Here is an 18,708-nt window from a genome sequence, read left to right as displayed (position 1 = left end):
TCTCTCATGTCTGCCCCGTTCCGGCCCGGTCGGCGAGGCCGCCACGCGGAGCTGGAACGGCGATCCGTGGGTCCAGGTTCACCGCTGACCGGACCCACACCGATGCGCCCGGCCACACACGACGACCGGGCATTCAGCGGGGCCGGCTCCACACCCGCGGTCGTACCGGGACCCGGGGCGGGCACCACGGTCAGGTGTGACCTCGCAGGCCGTCACCCGGCGTCGGATGCGAGCGCTTCCTTCACGGCGGCGAAACCGGCGGCGTGCGGGACGATGGGCCGGTACCCCAGTTCGGTCACGGCTTTGTCGGTGCGCAGCGTGCACGGCTGTCCGACGAACCACCGGGCGGGCACCGGCACTACCTGGGCGGCGGTTTCGGCGTCCAGGTCGGGGATGGGCGCGTCGACGCCGTAGAGCGAGAAAATCGTCTCCAGGAAATCCCGCAGGACGACTGGATGCCGGTCGGTGACGAAGTACGCCTGACCCGGCCGGCCGTGCCGCCAGCCGAGTATCAAGCCCTCGACGGCATTGTCCACGTATGTCACATCGGTGGTGTGCCGGCCGCCGTCGATCCAGGCGAACTGCCCGGCCTTGGCCGCAGCGGCCAGGCCTTCGGTCAGGCTGCTGTCGGGGCCCCAGACGAACCGCGGTCGTATGGAGACGGTGGTGAAGCCCGGTGCGTCGGCGTCCAGCACGATCTGTTCGGCGATGGCCTTGCCCGCGCAGTAGGCGGCTTCGGAGCCCGGCCGCAGCGGTGCGGTCTCGTCCACGTCCAGCAGCGGTTCGCCGGCCAGGAGCGCCGCCTCGCTGCCGCAGTGGACGAAGGTGGCCACCCCCGCGGTACGGGCCGCTTGCACAACCGCTCGGGTGCCACCGACCGTCACCTGCTCGTGGCGCTCGCGGTCGGCGGTGATGTCCGTCTTGGCGGCGAGGTGGAACAGCACCTCACTGCCTGTCACCGCCTCTTGCCAGCTGGCTGCGTCCGTCAACTCGCCCTGCACCGGCTGCGCGCCGACGGCCGCGACCTTGTCGGCCGACGCTTCGCTGCGGACCAGTGCGCGGACCGCGTGGCCTTCTGCGACAAGCCGGCGGATCAGGGCCTGTCCGATGAAACCGGAGCCACCCGTGACGAACGCCTGTGACATGGGAGCCTTCTTCCTCGTGTAGGACGCTTCCCGCTCGCTGCGGGCGGGGTCATGTGGTGTGCAGCGACCAGGAGCCACCCGTTGTTCTCCGGGTTGACCCCGGCCCGGGCGAAGGACTGGTCGAGCCACGCACCGAGGCGGTTGTGCGCCGTGTAGTGCACGAGGGGGGCGCCATCGAGGTCCTGGATCCGCACTGAGGCCCGTTGGGCCAGTGGGTGGCCGGTGGGTGGCCAGTGGGTGGCCGGTGGGTGGCCGGTGGGCGCAGCCAGCACGATCTCCTCCTTGGTGATGGCAGTGACCTGAAAACGGTCGGACGGAGGGTCCGGCAGTACCGCGACGTCAACCTCGTCGGACTCGACCAGCCTCAGCGCCTCGTCCATGACGGCGAGCTCATACAGGGTGATGACCACGTCCGGATGACGCCGGCGCCAGTCGCGGAGCACCGGGGCGAGCAAAGCGACGGTAAGGCTTTGTGCGCAGCCGATCCGCAGCAACCCGCCCCCGGCTTCTCCCACCGCCCGAGCCGATCGAACAGCGGCGGTAGCCGCCTCGACCGCCCGTCGGGCGTCAGCGACCGCGACCCGTCCCGCGGCGGTGAGCCTCTCCCCCGCCGAGCCAACCCCCCGCGCACGTAGCCACACACGTGACCTTCGCTGCTGCAAGGTCGATACTGCGGATGACAACCCCGCTACCGTCCCTCCTGCAGCCGCACAGAAACCTGGCAGACCGTCAGCAAAGTCAGCATTGGGTCAGCATCAGTACCGCCACAGTCCGTTTTCGATCGCCACGGACCGCCAAGGTCCATAACTCGTCCCACACCCTTTGACCAGCAAAAATGCAGGTCGGAAGCCCGCCTGCTAAGCTCCCTAGGAGGTACTGATGAAAATGCTCATCAACGTCGCGGAGACCGTGGTGGCGGACGCGCTGCGGGGCATGGCCGCCGCGCATCCCGAGCTGACCGTGGATGTCGAGAACCGGGTCATCGTGCGGCGGGACGCCCCGGTGGACGGGAAGGTGGGGCTCGTCTCGGGCGGCGGGTCGGGGCACGAGCCGCTGCACGGCGGATTCGTGGGCCCCGGGATGCTGTCCGCAGCCTGTCCCGGCGAGGTGTTCACCAGCCCGGTGCCGGACCAGATGGTACGGGCCGCCGCCGCCGTGGACAGCGGCGCCGGAGTGCTTTTCATCGTGAAGAACTACACCGGTGACGTCCTCAACTTCGACATGGCCGCGGAGCTGGCCGAGGACGAGGGCATCCAGATCGCCAAGGTGCTCGTCGACGACGACGTGGCGGTCACCGACAGCCTCTACACGGCCGGCCGGCGCGGCACCGGCGCGACGCTGTTCGTGGAGAAGATCGCGGGCGCCGCGGCCGAGGAGGGCCGGCCGCTGGAGCGGGTCGAGGCGCTGGCCCGCCAGGTCAACGAGAACGCGCGCAGTTTCGGTGTCGCGCTCAGCGCCTGCTCCACGCCCGCCAAGGGCAGCCCCACCTTCGATCTGCCCGCGGGCGAACTGGAGCTGGGCGTCGGTATCCACGGCGAACCCGGCCGGGAGCGGCGGGCGATGATGACCTCGCGGGAGATCGCCGACTTCTCGGTGAACGCCGTCCTGGAGGACCTGAACCCGCGCAACCCCGTCCTGGTGCTGGTGAACGGCATGGGCGCCACCCCGCTGCTGGAGCTGTACGGCTTCAACGCGGAGGTGCAGCGGATCCTGGCCGACCGCGGGGTCCCGGTGGCCCGCACCCTCGTCGGCAACTACGTCACCTCGCTCGACATGGCCGGCGCCTCGGTGACCCTGTGCCAGGTCGACGAGGACCTGCTGCGGCTGTGGGACGCGCCGGTGCGCACCGCGGGTCTGCGCTGGGGCATGTGAGGGGCCGCTGGTCCGTCCCCCTCCTCGTACCTCCCGGCTCCACCCCGCAACACCTCCACCACGCAAGGAGATCCAGTGCTCGACGCCGACTTCTTCCGCCGTTGGATGACGGCGACCGCCGTGTCCGTGGAACACGAGGCGGAACGGCTCACCGCCCTCGACTCGCCGATCGGCGACGCCGATCACGGCAGCAATCTGGAGCGCGGCTTCCGGGCCGTCACGGCCGCCCTGGAGAAGGACGGGCCGGACACACCCGGTGCCGTCCTGACGCTCGCCGGACGCACCCTGATCTCGACGGTGGGCGGCGCCTCGGGCCCGTTGTACGGGACTCTGCTCCGGCGCACCGGCAAGGCGCTCGGTGAGGCCGCCGAGATCGACGAGCGGGAGTTCGCGCAGGCACTGCGTACCGGTGTGGACGCCGTCATGCAGCTCGGCGGCGCGGCGCCCGGCGACAAGACGATGATCGACGCCCTTCTGCCGGCGGTCGACGCGCTGGGACAGTCCTTCGCCGCCGCGCGGTCCGCCGCGGAGGAGGGCGCTCTGGCGACCACGCCGCTGCAGGCTCGCAAGGGCCGGGCGAGCTACCTGGGCGAACGCAGTATCGGGCACCAGGATCCGGGTGCCACCTCCTCGGCGATCTTGATCGCGGCGCTCGCGGAGACAGCCGGTGAGTGACCTCGTGAGTGACCCCGTGGACGGCGAAACGGCCGCGGGTGACGGCGCGAAGCTCGTGGGCGTCGTGCTCGTGTCGCACAGCGCCGCGGTGGCCGCGTCGGTCGCCGAGCTGGCCACCGGGCTCGCGGGCGGCGGCACGCTCGCCCCGGTCGCGGCGGCGGGCGGTGACGGGGACGGCGGCCTGGGCACCAGTTCCGAGCTGATCTCCGCCGCGGCGGCCACTGTGGACCGCGGGGCCGGTGTCGCCGTGCTGACCGATCTCGGCAGCGCGGTCCTCACGGTGAAGGCACTGCTGGCCGAGGGCGACGAACTGCCGCCGGACACCCGGCTGGTGGACGCGCCGTTCGTCGAGGGCGCGGTGGCGGCGGTCGTCACGGCGTCCGCCGGAGCGGACCTGGCGGCGGTGGAGGCCGCGGCGGCCGAGGCGTACACGTACCGGAAGGTGTGAGACCGGCACGTCGTGGAGGCAGGGGTCAGGGGTCAGGGGTCAGCTGCGGCCGACCAGTGCGCGGGCCAGCCGTTCCCCTTGGGCCTCCGCCGCGGCGGGGCTCTCGATGGGAGAGGCGCCGGAGCCCTTGAACAGGATGTAGGTGACGCCGGACGCCGCTCCGCCGCCCTTCGGGTCGGGGCGGATCCCGAGATTCCGGGCCAGGGCGTACGAGGCCTCGCCGATGATGCCCTCGGGGCCGATGTCGCCGACGACCGCGTACCGGACACGGTCGCCGTGGATGACCGCGGCGACCGTCCCGCGCCGCACGTCGTGCTCCCGGTGGTTCCAGCGGTGACTCGGCCCGGGGACGACCACGTACGGCAGTCGCTCGGCGCTCAGCTGGCGTCCGTCGGACTGCTGGAAGGCGGTGGTGTCGCAGAAGAGCGGGTCGGTGCGTTCGTTGCAGTGCCGGCCCGGCCTGCCGTCGCAGTCGACGTCCAGGTCGGCCTTCCAGAAGACGGCCTCCCGCCTGCCGCAGACCTCGATGTCCGCCGGCTCGCCGTCGTCGCTGCTGAAGCGGTCGTCCGAGACGGGGTCGCAGTCGCGCACGGCTGCCAGGAGTTCCGCTGCGGCGACATTCCCGGGACTCGGCGTCGGACGCGGTGTCGAACTCGGTGCCCTCGGTGCGTCCGCGGGGGCACCCGCACGCGGGACCCGGCCCGCGCCCGGGCCGTCGTACGCGGCACGCTCGTGCCCCGCGTCGGGCGGCGGGGCGGCGCCGGGGAGCACGCTGGGGGAGATCAGCGCGGCACCGGCCGCGGCCAGCATCAGTGACCGGACACGCACGATAAAGGACCCTCTCCTGAGCGGGCACCGACGAACACTCGGCCCAATCTGGTGGGGGTCCGCCGGTGCGGCCACTGCTGGGGGGCCGTACGGAGCACGTCCCGCGACGCCGGGGACGTACCGGGTGATGTGTCGTCGGGGGCCGGGTGGCCGGATTCGTCGACGACTCCGGCCACCCGGCCGCCCTCGCCGGCGCGGGAACAGCGACGACAGCGTTCCGCACCGTCGGCATGAACTTCCCTGCGACATGGGCGAGTTCAGCCGTTCAGAGGATCAGCATACGTAACGTTCGGCCGAAATCGCGAACGGCGGCCCTCTTGTTGCGGCCCCGCCCCGGGCGTCATATTGGTCCGGACCAATTGCGTTGCGGAAAGGTCGAGGGAGGCAGGGCTGTGCGACGCGTACTCCTGCGAGCCGCCGTGGTCTGGGGCGCGCTGCTCACGACGGTGTCCTGCGGTTCGACGGGCCAGGGCCCGGATGAGGACGACCGGGCTCCCGGCGCTCCGGCCGGGGTCACCGCGGCGGCGGGCAGCGCGACCAGCGTGCACGTCATGTGGAACAGGAGCTCGGGAAGACCAGAGGTCACCCGCTACGAGGTCTACCGCGGCACCACCAAGGTGAAGGAGGTGCCCGGTTCCGAGTACATGGTCGACATCACCCGCCTCAGACCGTCCACCCGTTACGCCTTCTCCGTGCGGGCGCGGGACGCCGACGGCAGGCTGGGGCCGCCGAGCGAACGGGTCCGGGCCATCACGCCCGCCGCGACCGCCGCCGACGAGCGGGCCCCGAGCCGCCCGGAACACCCCGGCGGGAAGGCAGTCGGGAGCCGGGCCGCGCAACTGTCCTGGACCCGGTCCACGGACGACCTGGGTGTGGCCTCGTACGACGTCTATCAGGGCGACACGAAGATCCACAGTGTGGGCGGCGCCCAGACGGCGACCGTCGTCACCGGGCTGCGGCCGGGAACGCGCTACTCCTTCACGGTCCGGGCGCGCGACGCGGCGGACAACGTCTCGCCCGCGAGCGAGGCCGTCCGGATCAGCACCCCGGCGGGCCCCGACGACGCGAAGGACGCGAAAGACGCGAAGAGCGGGACGGGCATGGCGCCCTCCGCGTTCCGCGCCGGCACGCATCGCAAGGACGGCGCGTACTACGTCGACCTGTCATGGACCGAGCCGAAGGTGGACGGAGTGATCACGGAGTACCAGATCCAGCTCGACCGCAAGCCGGTCACCTCGCTCGTCTGGGGCGCGACACCTCCGCCCGGCAGGGCGACGTACAGCTTCTACGTGGGCCGAGAGGCCGGACTCACCCAGCGGGTACGGCTCCGGGCGAAGCTGCCGGACGGCACGTGGGGAGCCTTCTCGGCCGAGCGGACGGTGACGACCGGGCGACCATGAGAGCCGTGCGGGCGGCTCGGGCTGCTCGGGCTGCTCGGGCTGCGCAGACTGCGCGGGCGAGCGCCGGGGGGAATGTTCACCTGTACGGTCCTGGCCCGCATGCGGAAACGGTGGCGGTCGCATTGGCTCGGTGCTGAGGCGGCACGGGCGTTCCCGACCCTCGGCGGCTCATGGGATGTACCGCCACCGTGTCGCTGGAGGGCAGTCCTATGCGTATCTCTCAGACACTCGTCCGCTCCGGGCAGGCCGTGGCGGTCGCCGCGCTGCCCCTCGTCCTCGCCACGGGCCTGCCCGGCGTGGCCGCCGCTGCCGCCACGGGGATCGACGTGACCACCAGCGGCGGGACGGTTCAGGTGACCACCACCGCGTGCGTCACCAGGTCCAACGGATCGATGGGGAACGCCTCACTGCTCTCCAGCGGTCAGGCGAACTTCGCGCAGGGACGCCAGGTGACCCTGTCCGGGACCAGCGGCAGTCAGTCCGCCGCCTGGTCGAGTGTCACCTCCGGCACCTACACCGTGGTCGTGGTCTGCGCCGACGGGTCGACGGCGGGCACGCAGGCCGTCACCGTCTCACCGGCCTCGACACCCACGATCTCGGCGACGAGGACGGCGGCGGCGACGCCGTCACCGTCGCGCGGGGTGATGGGCGGTATGGGCAGCACCAGCCAGGACTACGGCACCGTCACCTACGCGGCGGGCGGGGTCCTGGTGGCCGCCGGTGTCGGGGCGACCGTCTGGGTCCTGCGCCGGCGCTCCAAGCCGAACCACAGGTGACCGAGCGGCAGATGACCGAACGGCAGGCGACCTGCGGTGACGGGACATCGGGTACCCGGCCCACCTTCGACCGGACCATCTGCGGCCAGACCATCTGTGGTCGCGCCATCTGTGGTCGGGCCATCTGTGGTCGGGCCGGTCAGGGTGTGGGGCCCTCGGCCGCGATGCGTTCGAACTCCTCCAGCGCGTGTGTGAGCCAACCCGTCCAGAAGGTCTCCAGATCGATCCCGGCACGCAGGACGAGGTGCTGGAGCCGGTCCGCGGGAGCGTCCTTGCCGGGTGGGAAGTCACGCTCCTGGATCTCCTCGTACTCCGCCAACTGCCGCCTGTGCAGGTCGAGATGGCGGCGCAGATCCTCCCCGATGCCCGCGGTGCCGACCACCGCCGCCGCGCGCAGCCGCAGCAGCAGTGTGTCGCGCAGGGGCTTGGGGTCCTGGGATGCGGCCGTCCAGCGGGCCAGTTCGGCGCGGCCCGCCGGCAGGACCTCGTACCGCTTCTTCTGCCCACGGGCCGGCTGCTGGGGGGCGAGTGCCCTGATGGAGCCCTCGGCCTCCAGCTTTCCCAGCTCGCGATAGATCTGCTGATGCGTAGCCGACCAGAAGTAGCCGATCGACCGGTCGAAGCGGCGGGTCAGCTCCAGCCCCGACGACGGCTTCTCAAGCAGGGCGGTGAGGATCGCGTGCGGGAGTGACATGGGGTTCATCCTAGGGACGGGTCCGCGCCGGGCCCGGGGGCCTACAGCGCCGCCGCCAGCTCGGTGCCCTGCTTGATGGCCCGCTTGGCGTCCAGTTCGGCCGCCACGTCGGCGCCGCCGATCAGGTGCACGCTGCGGCCGGCGGCGCGCAGTGACTCGTACAGGTCACGGCGGGGTTCCTGGCCCGTGCAGAGCACGATGGTGTCGACCGGCAGGACGGAGCTCTCGCCGTCGACCGTGACATGCAGGCCGGCGTCGTCGATGCGGTCGTAACTGACGCCGGGGACCATGGTGACTCCGCGGTGCTTGAGCTCGGCGCGGTGGATCCAGCCGGTGGTCTTGCCGAGCCCGGCGCCGACCTTGGACGTCTTGCGCTGCAGGAGGTGGACGCTGCGCGGCGGGGCCGGCCGCTCGGGGGCGCCGAGGCCGCCCGGTGCCCGGTAGTCCATGTCGACACCCCAGTGCCGGAAGTACGTCGCCGGGTCCTCGCTCGCCTTGTCGCCGCTGTCGGTCAGGTACTCGGCGACGTCGAAGCCGATGCCGCCCGCGCCCAGGATCGCGACGCGGTCGCCGACGGGGGCGCCGTCGCGTAGCACGTCGAGGTAGCCGACGACGCTCGGGTGGTCCACGCCGGGAATGTCGGGGGTACGCGGTCCGACACCCGTGGCGACGACGACCTCCTCGTACCCGGCGAGGTCGCCGTCACCGACCGGAGTGTTCAACCGGACGTCCACGCCGTGCAGTTCGAGCTGGGTGCGGAAGTAGCGGATCGTCTCGTCGAACTCCTGCTTGCCGGGGACCTTGCGGGCCACGTTCAGCTGGCCGCCGATCTCGGCCGCGGCGTCGTAGAGGGTGACGTCGTGGCCGCGCTCGGCGGCGCTCACCGCGCAGGCGAGGCCGGCCGGGCCCGCACCCACGACGGCGACGCGCTTGCGGGTACGGGTCGGGGTGAGGACCAGTTCCGTCTCGTGGCAGGCCCTCGGGTTCACCAGACAGGAGGTGATCCTGCCGCTGAAGGTGTGGTCGAGGCAGGCCTGGTTGCAGCCGATGCAGGTGTTGATGGCTTCGGGCCGGCCGGCCTTCGCCTTGCTGACGAAGTCGGGGTCGGCGAGCATCGGGCGGGCCATCGACACCATGTCCGCGTGGCCGTCCGCGAGCAACTGCTCGGCCAGTTCCGGGGTGTTGATGCGGTTCGTCGTCACGAGCGGGATCGACACGGCGCCCATGACCTTCTTGGTGACCCAGGTGTACGCGCCGCGCGGCACCGAGGTCGCGATGGTGGGGATGCGGGCCTCGTGCCAGCCGATGCCGGTGTTGATGATGGTCGCGCCGGCTGCCTCCACCGCCTTGGCGAGGGTGATCACCTCGTCGAGGGAGGAGCCGCCCGGGACCAGGTCCAGCATCGACAGGCGGTAGATGACGATGAAGTCCTCGCCGACGGCTTCGCGCACGCGGCGGACGATGTCGAGGGGGAACCGCGTGCGGTTCTCGTAGCTGCCGCCCCAGCGGTCGTCGCGCTGGTTGGTCCGGGCGGCGATGAACTCGTTGATGAGGTAGCCCTCGGAGCCCATGATCTCCACGCCGTCGTAGCCGGCGGCCTTGGCGAGGCGGGCGGCCCTGGCGTAGTCGTCGATGGTCTGCTCGACCTCGTCGTCCGTCAGTGCGTGGGGGGTGTGGGGGCTGATGGGGGCCTGGAGTGCGCTGGGCGCGACGAGGTCGGGGTGGTAGGCGTACCGGCCGAAGTGGAGGATCTGCATCGCGATCCTGCCGCCTTCGCGGTGGACGGCGGCGGTGATCGCGGTGTGCTGTTCGGCTTCCGCCTCGGTGGTGAGTTTGGCGCCGCCTTCGTAGGGGCGGCCGGCGTCGTTCGGGGCGATGCCGCCGGTGACGATGAGGCCTACGCCGCCGCGGGCTCTGGCCGCGTAGAACGCGGCCATTCGCTCGAAGCCGTGGTCGGCCTCTTCCAGGCCTATGTGCATGGAGCCCATGAGTACGCGGTTGGGCAGAGTGGTGAAGCCCAGGTTCAGCGGGTTCAGCAGGTGTGGGTAGTGGGTCATTGGCCCCTCCGTGCGTGGCGTCGTCTTCATGGTTGTAGACGACGCGAAGGCGTTTATGCAACTAGTTGCAAAAGGGTGGGGGTCCAGTGTGACGAGAACCTCGCGGGTCCCTCCGGGGGGGGAGCGGCGGCGGTTCGCGGGGGACGATTGCGCCGTTCCCCGCGCCCCTCAGGGGGTGGGGGCTGGACGGTGATACACCGTGCGGGCCCGCCGCCGCCGAGGCCGCCGGCCTTTAAGGGGCGCGGGGAACTGCGCGGCGTCAGCCCTGGCCTACCCGCACCCGAAATCCCACCTCCCACCCGACCCCCCGGTCTTTCAGGGGCGCGGGGAACTGCGCGGCGTCAGCCTCGGCCTACCCGCACCTGCAATCCCGGTTCACATCCGGCCCCCGGCCCTTGAGGGGCGCGGGGAACTGCGCAACATCAGCCCTGGTCGAGTCGCGCCGGACTACCGCCTCGTGCCCGCACTCCGTAGGGGACCGTTCCCGCGTCGGCCGATCACCACGTTCGCGTGGAGCTCCTCCGACGTCTCCACCCGCGCCCCCAACCCCACCGCGGCGAAGATCTCAACCGCAAGCCCCACCTGCCGCTCGCTCGTCTCGACGAGCAGGCTCCCCCCGGGCGCCAGCCACCCCGGCGCCTCCGCGACCACGCGCCGCAGGACGTCGAGCCCGTCCCCTCCCCCGTCGAGCGCGACCAGCGGTTCGTGGTCGCGGGCCTCCGGCGGCAGGAGCCCCACCTCCCCGCTGGGCACGTACGGCACATTGGCGGCCAGGACCCCGACCCGCCCCCGCAACCCCCGCGGCAACGGCCCGAAGAGGTCACCCTCGTAAACCCGGCCGCGCTCACCGACGTTGCGCCGCGCACACTCCACGGCGACGGGATCGATGTCGGCGGCGTGCAGTTCGGCGCCGGGAAGCGACGCCACGAGCGCCGCCCCCACCGCGCCCGAGCCGCAGCACAGGTCCACGACGACCGGCACCTCCGAGGCAAGGGCGCGGGCAAGAGCGACGGCCTGCGCGACCAGGAACTCCGTGCGGCGGCGCGGCACGAAGACACCCGGTTCCACCGCGATCCGCAGACCGCTGAACTCGGCCCACCCCAGGACATGTTCGAGCGGCAGGCCGGCGGCGCGGCGGTCCACCATGGCGGCGAGTTCGGCGGGCGTACGGGCGGTATCGAGGATGAGCCGCGCCTCGTCCTCCGCGAAGACACACCCCGCGGAGCGAAGCGCGGTGACGACATGGACGTAAGAAGGTGGCATGGAAGCCGAGGAGCCTTTCGGGAAGCCGAAGGGCGCTCTCCGAGGCCGACAGGGCCTAGGTCACCTGATGCCGACGAGGCCACGAGGCGGGAGCACCCGAGCTGACACAGCGTTGATGGGGCTCACCTCCCTGGTCCGGCACGCACTGAGGGCAGTCCTCAGCCGGACGGCAACATTACACGCCGGCCCGCCGATTGCCCCACGCACCTCATGGTTGTAGCGTGCAACCATCTGGGAAGGGGCAGACCCGTGACCGCAGCCGACGTGACCGCAGCCGACGTCGCCATCGAGACGATCCACCACGAGATGACGGCCTTCGCCCGCCGCGCCCGGGCCTCGGCCGGCCGCCTGCATCCGGAGCTGTCCCTGGTCTCGTACACACTGCTCGGTCATCTGGAGGAGAGCGGCGGCTGCCGCGCCACCGATCTCGCCGCGCACTACGCGCTCGACAAGTCCACGGTCAGCCGGCAGGTGGCGGCCCTCGAAGCCGCCGGGCTCATCGAGCGGCGCGCCGATCCGCGGGACCAGCGTGTCCAGGCGCTCCACCTCACAGCGGCCGGGACGGAGATCCTCGCCCAGGTGACCGCGAGCCGCCGAGTGGCCTTCCGCGAGCGGCTGGCGGGCTGGCCCGAGGAGGATCTGCGACGGTTCGCGGGCTACCTGCTGCGCTACAACGCGGCGGTTCCAGGCCCGCAGGCCCCGGGAAACCGGGGCACAGTTCCGGACCCGGGAATCTAGTCCCCCGCCCTCCCCGCCCCTCAGCCGGCCGTCGCCACCCGCCCGTCCGCCAGCCGCTCGGGGCGTTCCGGTACCCGCGCCGCCAGGAATCTCGTCCTGCGCCGCAACCGGAAGCCCAGCGACTCGTAGAGCCGGACGGCGGTGGCGTTGTCCGCGGCCGTGTGCAGGAACGGGGTCTCGCCCCGGGCCCGTATCCCGTGCGCGACCGCCAGCGTCAGCCGGGTCGCCAGGCCCTCGCCGCGGACGGCGACGTCGGTGCAGACCGCGCTGATCTCCGTCCAGCCGGGCGGGTGCAGCCGCTCCCCCGCCATGGCGACCAGGGCCCCGCCCCTGCGTATCCCGAGGTAAGTACCGAGTTCGACCGTGCGCGGCAGGAACGGGCCCGGTCTGGTCCGCTCCACGAGGTCCAGCATCTCCGGTACGTCGGCGGGGCCCAGCCGTACGGCCTCCGGGTCCGGAGCGGCGGCCAGCCCGTCGTCGACGAACTGCACACCCTGCCCGCGGAACGTGATCTCCCAGCCCGCCGGGATCTCACCGCTGAAGCCGGGCAGCGCGATCTCCTTGCCAGGTCCGGCGAGCGCGGCGGCATCGGCCCAGTCGTCGGCGTCGGGGTCGTCGGGCAGCGCCAGCCAGGGCGACACGTCGGCCGGGTAGCGCAGCACCCGGCCACGGCGTTCGGCGAAGTGGGCGTGCGGACCGGTCAGCGAGGCCCGCGCGGGATTGTCCAGGACATGGGGCGCGGCGCTCATTCCGCGACCTCGCTCACGATGTCACCCTCGCTCGCGACCTGGGCCTCGACCTCGTCGACCTCGATCACGACCTTGCCGCGGGCATGGCCCTCCTCGACGGTACGCAGCGCCTCGGCGGCCTCTTCGAGGGGGAAGGTCCGCGTCACCAGCGGGTCGAGCCTGCCGTCGACGACGAGCCGTACCACCTCGTCGAGCACCGCGGCGGTACGGGCCCGTACGACGGGTGAGCCGCCGAGGCTTGCCACGATGTCCTTGCCGCCCGCGGTGATCAGCTTGGCGCGGTCCGTCACCAGTTCGGCCGCGGCCTCCAGGACCTCGCCGCCGACCAGGTCGTACGCCGCGTCCACGCCCTCGGGCGCCAGAGCCCGGACGCCCTCGGCGAAGTCCGGGCCGGACGGCACGTGCGCGGCGCCCAGCGACTCGACCAGGTCCTTCTTGCCCGCGCTCGCCACCCCGATGACGTTCAGTCCGTCGGCGCGGGCGATCTGCACGGCCGCGACGCCCACACCGCCGCCCGCGCCCGTGACCAGCAGGGTCGCGCCCGTCGGCAGGCCCAGCTGGCGTACTCCGTCGTACGCGGTGGCCGCCGCGACGGGCAGCGCTGCCGCGTCGGTGAAGGAGACACCGGCGGGCTTGTGCGCGGTCACGGCCACGGGGAACAGCGCGTACTGGGCGTAGCCGCCGGCCACGGGGTTGCCGAAGACCTCGTCGCCGACCGCGAAGCCCGTGACTCCCTCGCCGACCTCCTCGACGACACCGGCGGCCTCGTTGCCGAAGACGGCGGGCAGCTCGCGCCGCTGCTGGCCGGGCCGCTGGTAGCCGGTGCGCTGCTTCCAGTCGACGGGGTTGACGCCCGCCGCCCGGACGGCGACCAGCAACTGGCCGGGCCCGGGGACGGGCCGGTCCTGCTCGACGAGGGCCTCGGTCTCCGGACCGCCGTACTGGGTGAAGACGTACGCCTTGGGCATCTGCTCCGTCACTCTCCTTCACGCCGATGAGGGCACTGGCACGCCGATGAGGGCACTGTCCCGGCTGCCGCCCGGCCGGTGGCCGATCGATCAGGGGCCGGGCTCTATCGGCAAGGAAGATCGCGGGTGCGGCTATTCCCGCGGGGCCCGGACCCGGCGAGTGTTCATACGGCGGCAATGATCCCCGGTGGGGTGTCGTCGGCGGGCCCGGTACCGTGGAAGGCGTACGCAACGATCAAGGGTCGCCGTCCGGCCGGCCTGGAGGCACCACTCGCATGAACGAGACCCGATGAACGTCACCCGGGGCTTCGCCGGGCGAGCGCGCGTCCGCAACGACGGACTGCCGCCCGGCCAGTACGACGCCCGCGACGACTGGCCCGTCCTGTCCGCCGAGGTCACGCCGGAGCTGGCGACCTCGCAGTGGACGTTCACCGTCGGCGGGCTGGTCGCCGAGGAACGCACCTGGTCCTGGGACGAGGCGCACGCGCTGCCGCCGTCCTCCTACGAGGGCGACATCCACTGCGTGACGAGCTGGTCGAAGTTCGGGGTGCGGTTCGCAGGCGTGTCGCTCGACGCGTTCCTCGATCTCGCCCGCCCGGCCGCCGAGGCCACCCACGCGGTCGCCTACTCGCACACGGGCTACACCACGAACCTGCCGCTCGCCGATCTGACCGGCGGACGGGCCTGGATCGTCTGGGAGTACGGGGACGAGCCGCTGCCCGCCGAGCACGGTGGCCCGGCTCGGCTGATCGTGCCGCACCTGTACTTCTGGAAGAGCGCCAAGTGGATCGCGGGTATCCGCCTCCTCGACCACGACGAGCCGGGTTTCTGGGAGCAGAACGGCTACCACCACCGCGGCGATCCCTGGGAAGAGCAGCGCTACTCCGGTGACTGAGACGACCACCATGTACTCGCCGACGTCCGTGCCCTCGCCGACGTCCGTGCCCTCGCCGACGTCCGCGCCCGCGACACGGTTCGCGGTGCCCGGCCGGATCGCCGTGAGCAACGGCACCGCGGCCACCTGGCAGCGTGCCACCCTCACCGAGATCCGCCGGGAGACACCGCACGCGGCGACCTTCCGGTTCGCCGTGCCCGGGTGGGCGGGGCATCTGCCCGGCCAGCATCTGATGCTCCGGCTGCGCGCGGAGGACGGTTACGTCGCCCAGCGGCACTACTCGATCGCCTCGCCCCCCGACGACGAGGGACACGTCGAGCTCACCCTCGACCACGTCGACGGCGGAGAGGTGTCCGGCTGGTTCCACACGGTCGCCGAGCCCGGCGACGAGGTCGAGCTGCGCGGACCGCTCAGCGGGTTCTTCGCCTGGCCCGGCGACCGGCCCGCCCTGTTGATCGGCGCGGGCTCCGGTGTCGTACCGCTGATGTCGATGGTCCGCCACCACCGTGCGCGGAACCTGGCGGTGCCTCTGCGGCTGCTCGTGTCGGCCCGCGGTCCCGACGAGCTGATCTACGCGTCGGAGTACGGCGCCGAGACCACCGCGGTGTACACGCGCAGTGCCCCGGCGGGGGTGCCCGTGGGCCGGGTGGCGGCCGCACATGTCGCGCGGCTCCTGGCCGACCCGCCCGAGGGTGGCTGGGAAGCCTATGTGTGCGGCTCGAACGGGTTCGCCGAACATGCCTCCCGGCTGCTGGTGGACGCGGGCCAGCCGGTGGACCGTATCCGGATCGAACGCTTCGGCTGACCGTTCGCGGCCGGTGGTCAGCCGGACCAGGTCCACTCGGCGACCTCGGGCAGGTCGGTGCCGTGTTCGCGGATCCAGGCCTCGTGGCGGGTGTGCACGTCGGCCATCCGCTGGCGTACGGCGGCGGCTCGCACGGCGAGGCCCGGGACGCGGTCGATGACGTCCATGACCAGCCGGTACCGGTCGAGGTCGTTGCGGACCACCATGTCGAAGGGGGTCGTGGTGGTGCCCGACTCCCGGTAGCCGCGCACATGGAGGTTGGTGTGGCCGGTGCGCCGGTAGGCCAGCCGGTGGATCAGCCAGGGATAGCCGTGGTAGGCGAAGATCACCGGCTTGTCCGCGGTGAAGAGGGCGTCGTACTCGGAGTCGGCCATCCCGTGCGGGTGCTCGCCCTGCGGCATCAGCCGGGCGATGTCGACGACGTTGACGACCCGGACCGCCAGATCGGGCAGGTGGGTGCGCAGCAGCGCGGCGGCGGCGAGGACTTCCTGGGTGGGTACGTCTCCGGCGCAGGCCAGCACCACGTCCGGTTCGCGCTTCCCGTCCTCCGTGCCGGCCCACTCCCAGATGCCCGCGCCCCGGGCGCAGTGGGCGCGGGCCTGTTCCATGGAGAGCCAGTCGAAGCAGGGCTGCTTCCCGGCGACGATCACGTTCACATGGTCGCGGCTGCGCAGGGCGTGGTCCGCCACGGACAGCAGGGTGTTGGCGTCCGGCGGCAGATACACCCGGACGACCTCAGGGCTCTTGTTGAGGACGTGGTCGACGAAACCCGGGTCCTGGTGGGAGAAGCCGTTGTGGTCCTGACGCCACACGTGCGAGGTCAGCAGGTAGTTGAGTGAGGCGAGCGGCGCCCGCCACGGTAGTTTCCGCGAGGTCTTGAGCCACTTGATGTGCTGGTTGACCATGGAGTCGACGATGTGCACGAACGCCTCGTACGACGAGAACAGACCGTGCCGTCCGGTGAGGAGATAGCCCTCCAGCCAGCCCTGGCAGAGGTGTTCGGACAGCACCTCCACCACGCGGCCGTCGCGGGCGAGGTGTTCGTCGGTGTCGAGGGTCTCCGCCTGCCAGGCCTTGCCCGTCGCCTCGTACAGCGCGCCCAGGCGGTTCGACTCGGTCTCGTCGGGGCCCACGACCCGGAAGTTCCGCCGCTCGGCCGTGTCGGCCATGACGCGGGCGAGCATGCCGCCGAGGACCCGGGTGGGCTCGTGGGTGCTCGCGCCGGGCTTGTCCACGGGGACGGCGAAGTCGTCCAGGTCCGGCATGGGCAGCGAGGTCAGCAGCAGACCGCCGTTGGTGTGCGGGTTCGCGCCGAGACGGCGGGAGCCCTCGGGCACCCCGTCGAGGACGAGGGGGGTGGGCCGCCCGTCGGCGTCGAAGAGTTCATCCGGGCGGTACGAGCGCAGCCAGGCCTCCAGCTGCCGCAGGTGCTCGGGGTTCTCGCGGACACCGGCGAGCGGGACCTGGTGGGAGCGCCAGGTCCCCTCGACCGGCTGCCCGTCGACCTCGGCCGGGCCGGTCCAGCCCTTCGGGGTCCGCAGCACGATCATGGGCCAGCGGGGACGCCCGCTCTCCGCACCCTGCCCCGTACGGTCTCCGCCGTCGCCTGCCCGGTCCGGCCTTCCGCCGCGGGCCTCCCGCTGGATCGCGGCGATGCGGTCCAGCGCCTGGTCCATCGCCTCCGCGAGGTCCCGGTGGACACGGGCGGGGTCGTCGCCGGACACATGGATGGGGTCGTGTCCGTAGCCGCGCAGGAGCTCGTCGAGTTCGGCGCGCGGCAGCCGGGCGAGCACGGTGGGGTTGGCGATCTTGTAGCCGTTGAGGTGCAGGACGGGCAGGACGGCGCCGTCGTGCACCGGGTCGAGGAACTTGTTGGAGTGCCAGGAACCGGCGAGGGGGCCCGTCTCGGCCTCGCCGTCGCCGATCACGCAGGCGACCAGGAGATCCGGGTTGTCGAAGGCCGCGCCGTACGCGTGGGCGAGCGAGTAGCCCAGCTCGCCTCCCTCGTGGAGGGAGCCCGGGGTCTCGGGGGCGACATGGCTGGGGACCCCGCCGGGGAAGGAGAACTGCCGGAAGAGGCGTTCCATGCCGGAGGCGTCCCGGGTGATGTCCGGGTACGTCTGGGTGTAGCTGCCCTCCAGCCAGGAGTTCGCGAGGACCGCGGGGCCGCCGTGGCCGGGGCCCCACACGCAGATCGTGTCGAGGTCGCGCTCGGCGATGACCCGGTTGAGATGGCTGTGCACCAGGTTGAGGCCGGGCGAGGTGCCCCAGTGTCCGAGCAGCCGCGGCTTGATGTGCTCGGGCTTCAGCGGCTCGGTCAGCAGGGGGTTGCCGAGCAGATAGATCTGACCGACGGCCAGGTAGTTCGCGGCACGCCAGTGCGCGTCGAGCGCCGCCATACGGTCCTTGGCCATGGGGAGGGGCTCCTGTTCCGAGGTGTACGGGAGGTGCGAGGTTCACGGACATTGCGAGGTGTGCGGGAGGTGCGACGGTTTCGAGGGGGTGGGACGCGAGTTCCACACGGGGCGCCGATCAGTCGTGGAAAGGCGGGTTGTTCGGCCAATCGTGTTCCGGGCGAGTGGCCGAACCGTGCTCCGGGAGGGTCCGTTCGGCCCGCACGGGGCACACGCACGAGGGAGGGGCACACGGTGTACGGCGGTGGCTCGGGCGGCGCGGCAACGCATGCGGGTGCTGAGGAGGCGGGACATGCGGACACGGGAACAGCGGGCGAGCGAGAAACGGGCGCGGGTGATCGCGCGGCGGTGGCGGCACAACCCGCTGTGCCGTCGCGCGGACGTGGTGGAGGCCTGGACCGCGCTCATCGTCTCCGTCGTGCTGTGGGCGGGTACGCCACTGGCCGGGCTGGCGGCGGGCTGGTGGGCGTACGACGAGGCCCGGTCCACGGCGGCGGAGCAGCGGGCCGAACGCCATCGGGTCCTCGCGGAGATCGTGGAGGGGTCGCACGCCTCCGCGCCCAGCGGCGAGGGAGTCCGGCGGCCGGTACAGCGGGTGAGCGTCCGCTGGGCCGAGCCGGGCGAGCGGACGCGTACGGGCGAAACCAGGGTGGCCGCCGGAGCCGGGGCCGGCGACCGCGCGTACATCTGGGTGGACCGTCGGGACCGGATCGTCCCCGCCCCGACGAGCGACATCGTGGTCCGGCAGCACGCGCTGGCGGTGGGCGCCTGTGCCACGGGGGTGGCGGTGGCCGGTGTGCTCGCCCTGCACGCGCTGATACGCCGACGCGCCGCATGCCGCCGCCTGGCCGAGTGGGAACGGGAGTGGGCCCGCACGGGACCCGAGTGGACGCGACACCACACCTGACGGAGGCGGGACGGCGGGGGTGGTCTGGTGGCCTTCGGACACCACCCTTACCGTGTGGATCATCCGCACCCTCT

17 protein-coding genes and 1 pseudogene are annotated in these 18,708 nt (G+C 72.1%); 9 read left to right on the top strand and 9 right to left on the bottom strand.

Going from position 1 to position 18,708, the window contains the following annotated elements:
- Nucleotides 1-212: 212 nt before the first annotated feature.
- Together K3769_RS02110 and K3769_RS02105 are read right to left on the bottom strand one after the other, a co-directional pair.
- Nucleotides 213-1,145, bottom strand: coding sequence for an NAD-dependent epimerase/dehydratase family protein (locus K3769_RS02110; RefSeq protein ID WP_267024674.1), 933 nt, complete (start codon nt 1,143-1,145; stop codon nt 213-215).
- Complete coding sequence (locus tag K3769_RS02105; protein ID WP_267024673.1) at nt 1,094-1,660, bottom strand: LysR family transcriptional regulator substrate-binding protein; 567 nt, start codon at nt 1,658-1,660, stop codon at nt 1,094-1,096. Before K3769_RS02105 ends, K3769_RS02110 begins: the two co-directional genes overlap by 52 nt.
- 364 nt (nt 1,661-2,024) lie before the next feature.
- Here K3769_RS02105 and dhaK point away from each other — a divergent pair, with 364 nt between their 5' ends.
- The 3 genes from dhaK to K3769_RS02090 all read left to right on the top strand — a co-directional run bounded on the left by dhaK (nt 2,025) and on the right by K3769_RS02090 (nt 4,140).
- A complete protein-coding gene (gene dhaK, locus K3769_RS02100) occupies nt 2,025-3,017 on the top strand; it encodes a dihydroxyacetone kinase subunit DhaK (protein WP_267024672.1) in 993 nt (330 codons plus the stop codon).
- 75 nt (nt 3,018-3,092) lie between these two features.
- Nucleotides 3,093-3,692: a dihydroxyacetone kinase subunit DhaL gene (gene dhaL, locus K3769_RS02095; RefSeq protein ID WP_267024671.1), complete on the top strand. Its 600-nt coding sequence runs from the start codon at nt 3,093-3,095 to the stop codon at nt 3,690-3,692.
- Entirely contained in the window at nt 3,685-4,140 is a 456-nt protein-coding gene (locus K3769_RS02090) for a PTS sugar transporter subunit IIA domain-containing protein (protein WP_267024670.1), read from the top strand. Before dhaL ends, K3769_RS02090 begins: the two co-directional genes overlap by 8 nt.
- A 39-nt stretch (nt 4,141-4,179) precedes the next feature.
- On the opposite strand, the gene K3769_RS02085 is transcribed toward K3769_RS02090, so the two are convergent.
- Nucleotides 4,180-4,968 carry a glycoside hydrolase family 75 protein gene (locus K3769_RS02085; protein WP_267024669.1) on the bottom strand — a complete coding sequence of 263 codons (789 nt, stop codon included), beginning with the start codon at nt 4,966-4,968 and terminating at the stop codon, nt 4,180-4,182.
- Nucleotides 4,969-5,360: 392 nt separating this feature from the next.
- Here K3769_RS02085 and K3769_RS02080 point away from each other — a divergent pair, with 392 nt between their 5' ends.
- Both K3769_RS02080 and K3769_RS02075 read left to right on the top strand, forming a co-directional pair.
- On the top strand, nt 5,361-6,368 hold the full coding sequence (locus K3769_RS02080; protein ID WP_267024668.1) for a fibronectin type III domain-containing protein: 1,008 nt from the start codon (nt 5,361-5,363) through the stop codon (nt 6,366-6,368).
- 209 nt (nt 6,369-6,577) lie between these two features.
- Complete coding sequence (locus K3769_RS02075) at nt 6,578-7,144, top strand: hypothetical protein (protein ID WP_267024667.1); 567 nt, start codon at nt 6,578-6,580, stop codon at nt 7,142-7,144.
- Nucleotides 7,145-7,283: 139 nt separating this feature from the next.
- Here the strand turns inward: K3769_RS02075 and K3769_RS02070 are convergent, their stop codons facing one another.
- From K3769_RS02070 to K3769_RS02060, 3 genes are all read right to left on the bottom strand, one after another.
- Nucleotides 7,284-7,838, bottom strand: coding sequence for a PadR family transcriptional regulator (locus tag K3769_RS02070; protein ID WP_267024666.1), 555 nt, complete (start codon nt 7,836-7,838; stop codon nt 7,284-7,286).
- Nucleotides 7,839-7,879: 41 nt separating this feature from the next.
- Nucleotides 7,880-9,895, bottom strand: a complete 2,016-nt coding sequence (locus tag K3769_RS02065) for an NADPH-dependent 2,4-dienoyl-CoA reductase (RefSeq protein WP_267024665.1) — start codon at nt 9,893-9,895, stop codon at nt 7,880-7,882.
- Between the two features lie 447 nt (nt 9,896-10,342).
- The gene (locus K3769_RS02060) at nt 10,343-11,158 is read right to left on the bottom strand and encodes a putative protein N(5)-glutamine methyltransferase (RefSeq protein ID WP_267024664.1); all 816 of its coding nucleotides are present in this window, start codon (nt 11,156-11,158) and stop codon (nt 10,343-10,345) included.
- 264 nt (nt 11,159-11,422) lie between these two features.
- Between K3769_RS02060 and K3769_RS02055 the strand changes: the two genes are divergently transcribed.
- Nucleotides 11,423-11,896, top strand: coding sequence for a MarR family winged helix-turn-helix transcriptional regulator (locus tag K3769_RS02055; protein WP_267024820.1), 474 nt, complete (start codon nt 11,423-11,425; stop codon nt 11,894-11,896).
- 20 nt (nt 11,897-11,916) lie between these two features.
- Here the strand turns inward: K3769_RS02055 and K3769_RS02050 are convergent, their stop codons facing one another.
- Together K3769_RS02050 and K3769_RS02045 are read right to left on the bottom strand one after the other, a co-directional pair.
- Nucleotides 11,917-12,645 carry a GNAT family N-acetyltransferase gene (locus K3769_RS02050; protein ID WP_267024663.1) on the bottom strand — a complete coding sequence of 243 codons (729 nt, stop codon included), beginning with the start codon at nt 12,643-12,645 and terminating at the stop codon, nt 11,917-11,919.
- Complete coding sequence (locus tag K3769_RS02045) at nt 12,642-13,613, bottom strand: NADP-dependent oxidoreductase (protein WP_267024819.1); 972 nt, start codon at nt 13,611-13,613, stop codon at nt 12,642-12,644. The genes K3769_RS02050 and K3769_RS02045 overlap by 4 nt, the downstream gene beginning before the upstream one ends.
- Nucleotides 13,614-13,902: 289 nt before the next feature.
- Between K3769_RS02045 and K3769_RS02040 the strand changes: the two genes are divergently transcribed.
- Nucleotides 13,903-14,508, top strand: coding sequence for a sulfite oxidase-like oxidoreductase (locus tag K3769_RS02040; RefSeq protein ID WP_267024662.1), 606 nt, complete (start codon nt 13,903-13,905; stop codon nt 14,506-14,508).
- 10 nt (nt 14,509-14,518) lie between these two features.
- Entirely contained in the window at nt 14,519-15,313 is a 795-nt protein-coding gene (locus K3769_RS02035) for a ferredoxin reductase (protein ID WP_267024818.1), read from the top strand.
- Between the two features lie 17 nt (nt 15,314-15,330).
- On the opposite strand, the pseudogene K3769_RS02030 reads toward K3769_RS02035, so the two are convergent.
- Nucleotides 15,331-17,733: pseudogene (locus K3769_RS02030) on the bottom strand (phosphoketolase family protein); the annotation flags it as partial.
- A 286-nt stretch (nt 17,734-18,019) separates the two neighbouring features.
- Here K3769_RS02030 and K3769_RS02025 point away from each other — a divergent pair.
- Entirely contained in the window at nt 18,020-18,634 is a 615-nt protein-coding gene (locus K3769_RS02025; RefSeq protein WP_267024661.1) for an Rv1733c family protein, read from the top strand.
- Nucleotides 18,635-18,708: the final 74 nt, after the last annotated feature.

The organism is Streptomyces ortus (genome assembly GCF_026341275.1).
GTDB lineage: Bacteria > Actinomycetota > Actinomycetes > Streptomycetales > Streptomycetaceae > Streptomyces > Streptomyces ortus.
Note: the sequence above shows the minus strand (reverse complement) of the source record. Positions and strands in the feature narration are given on the sequence as shown.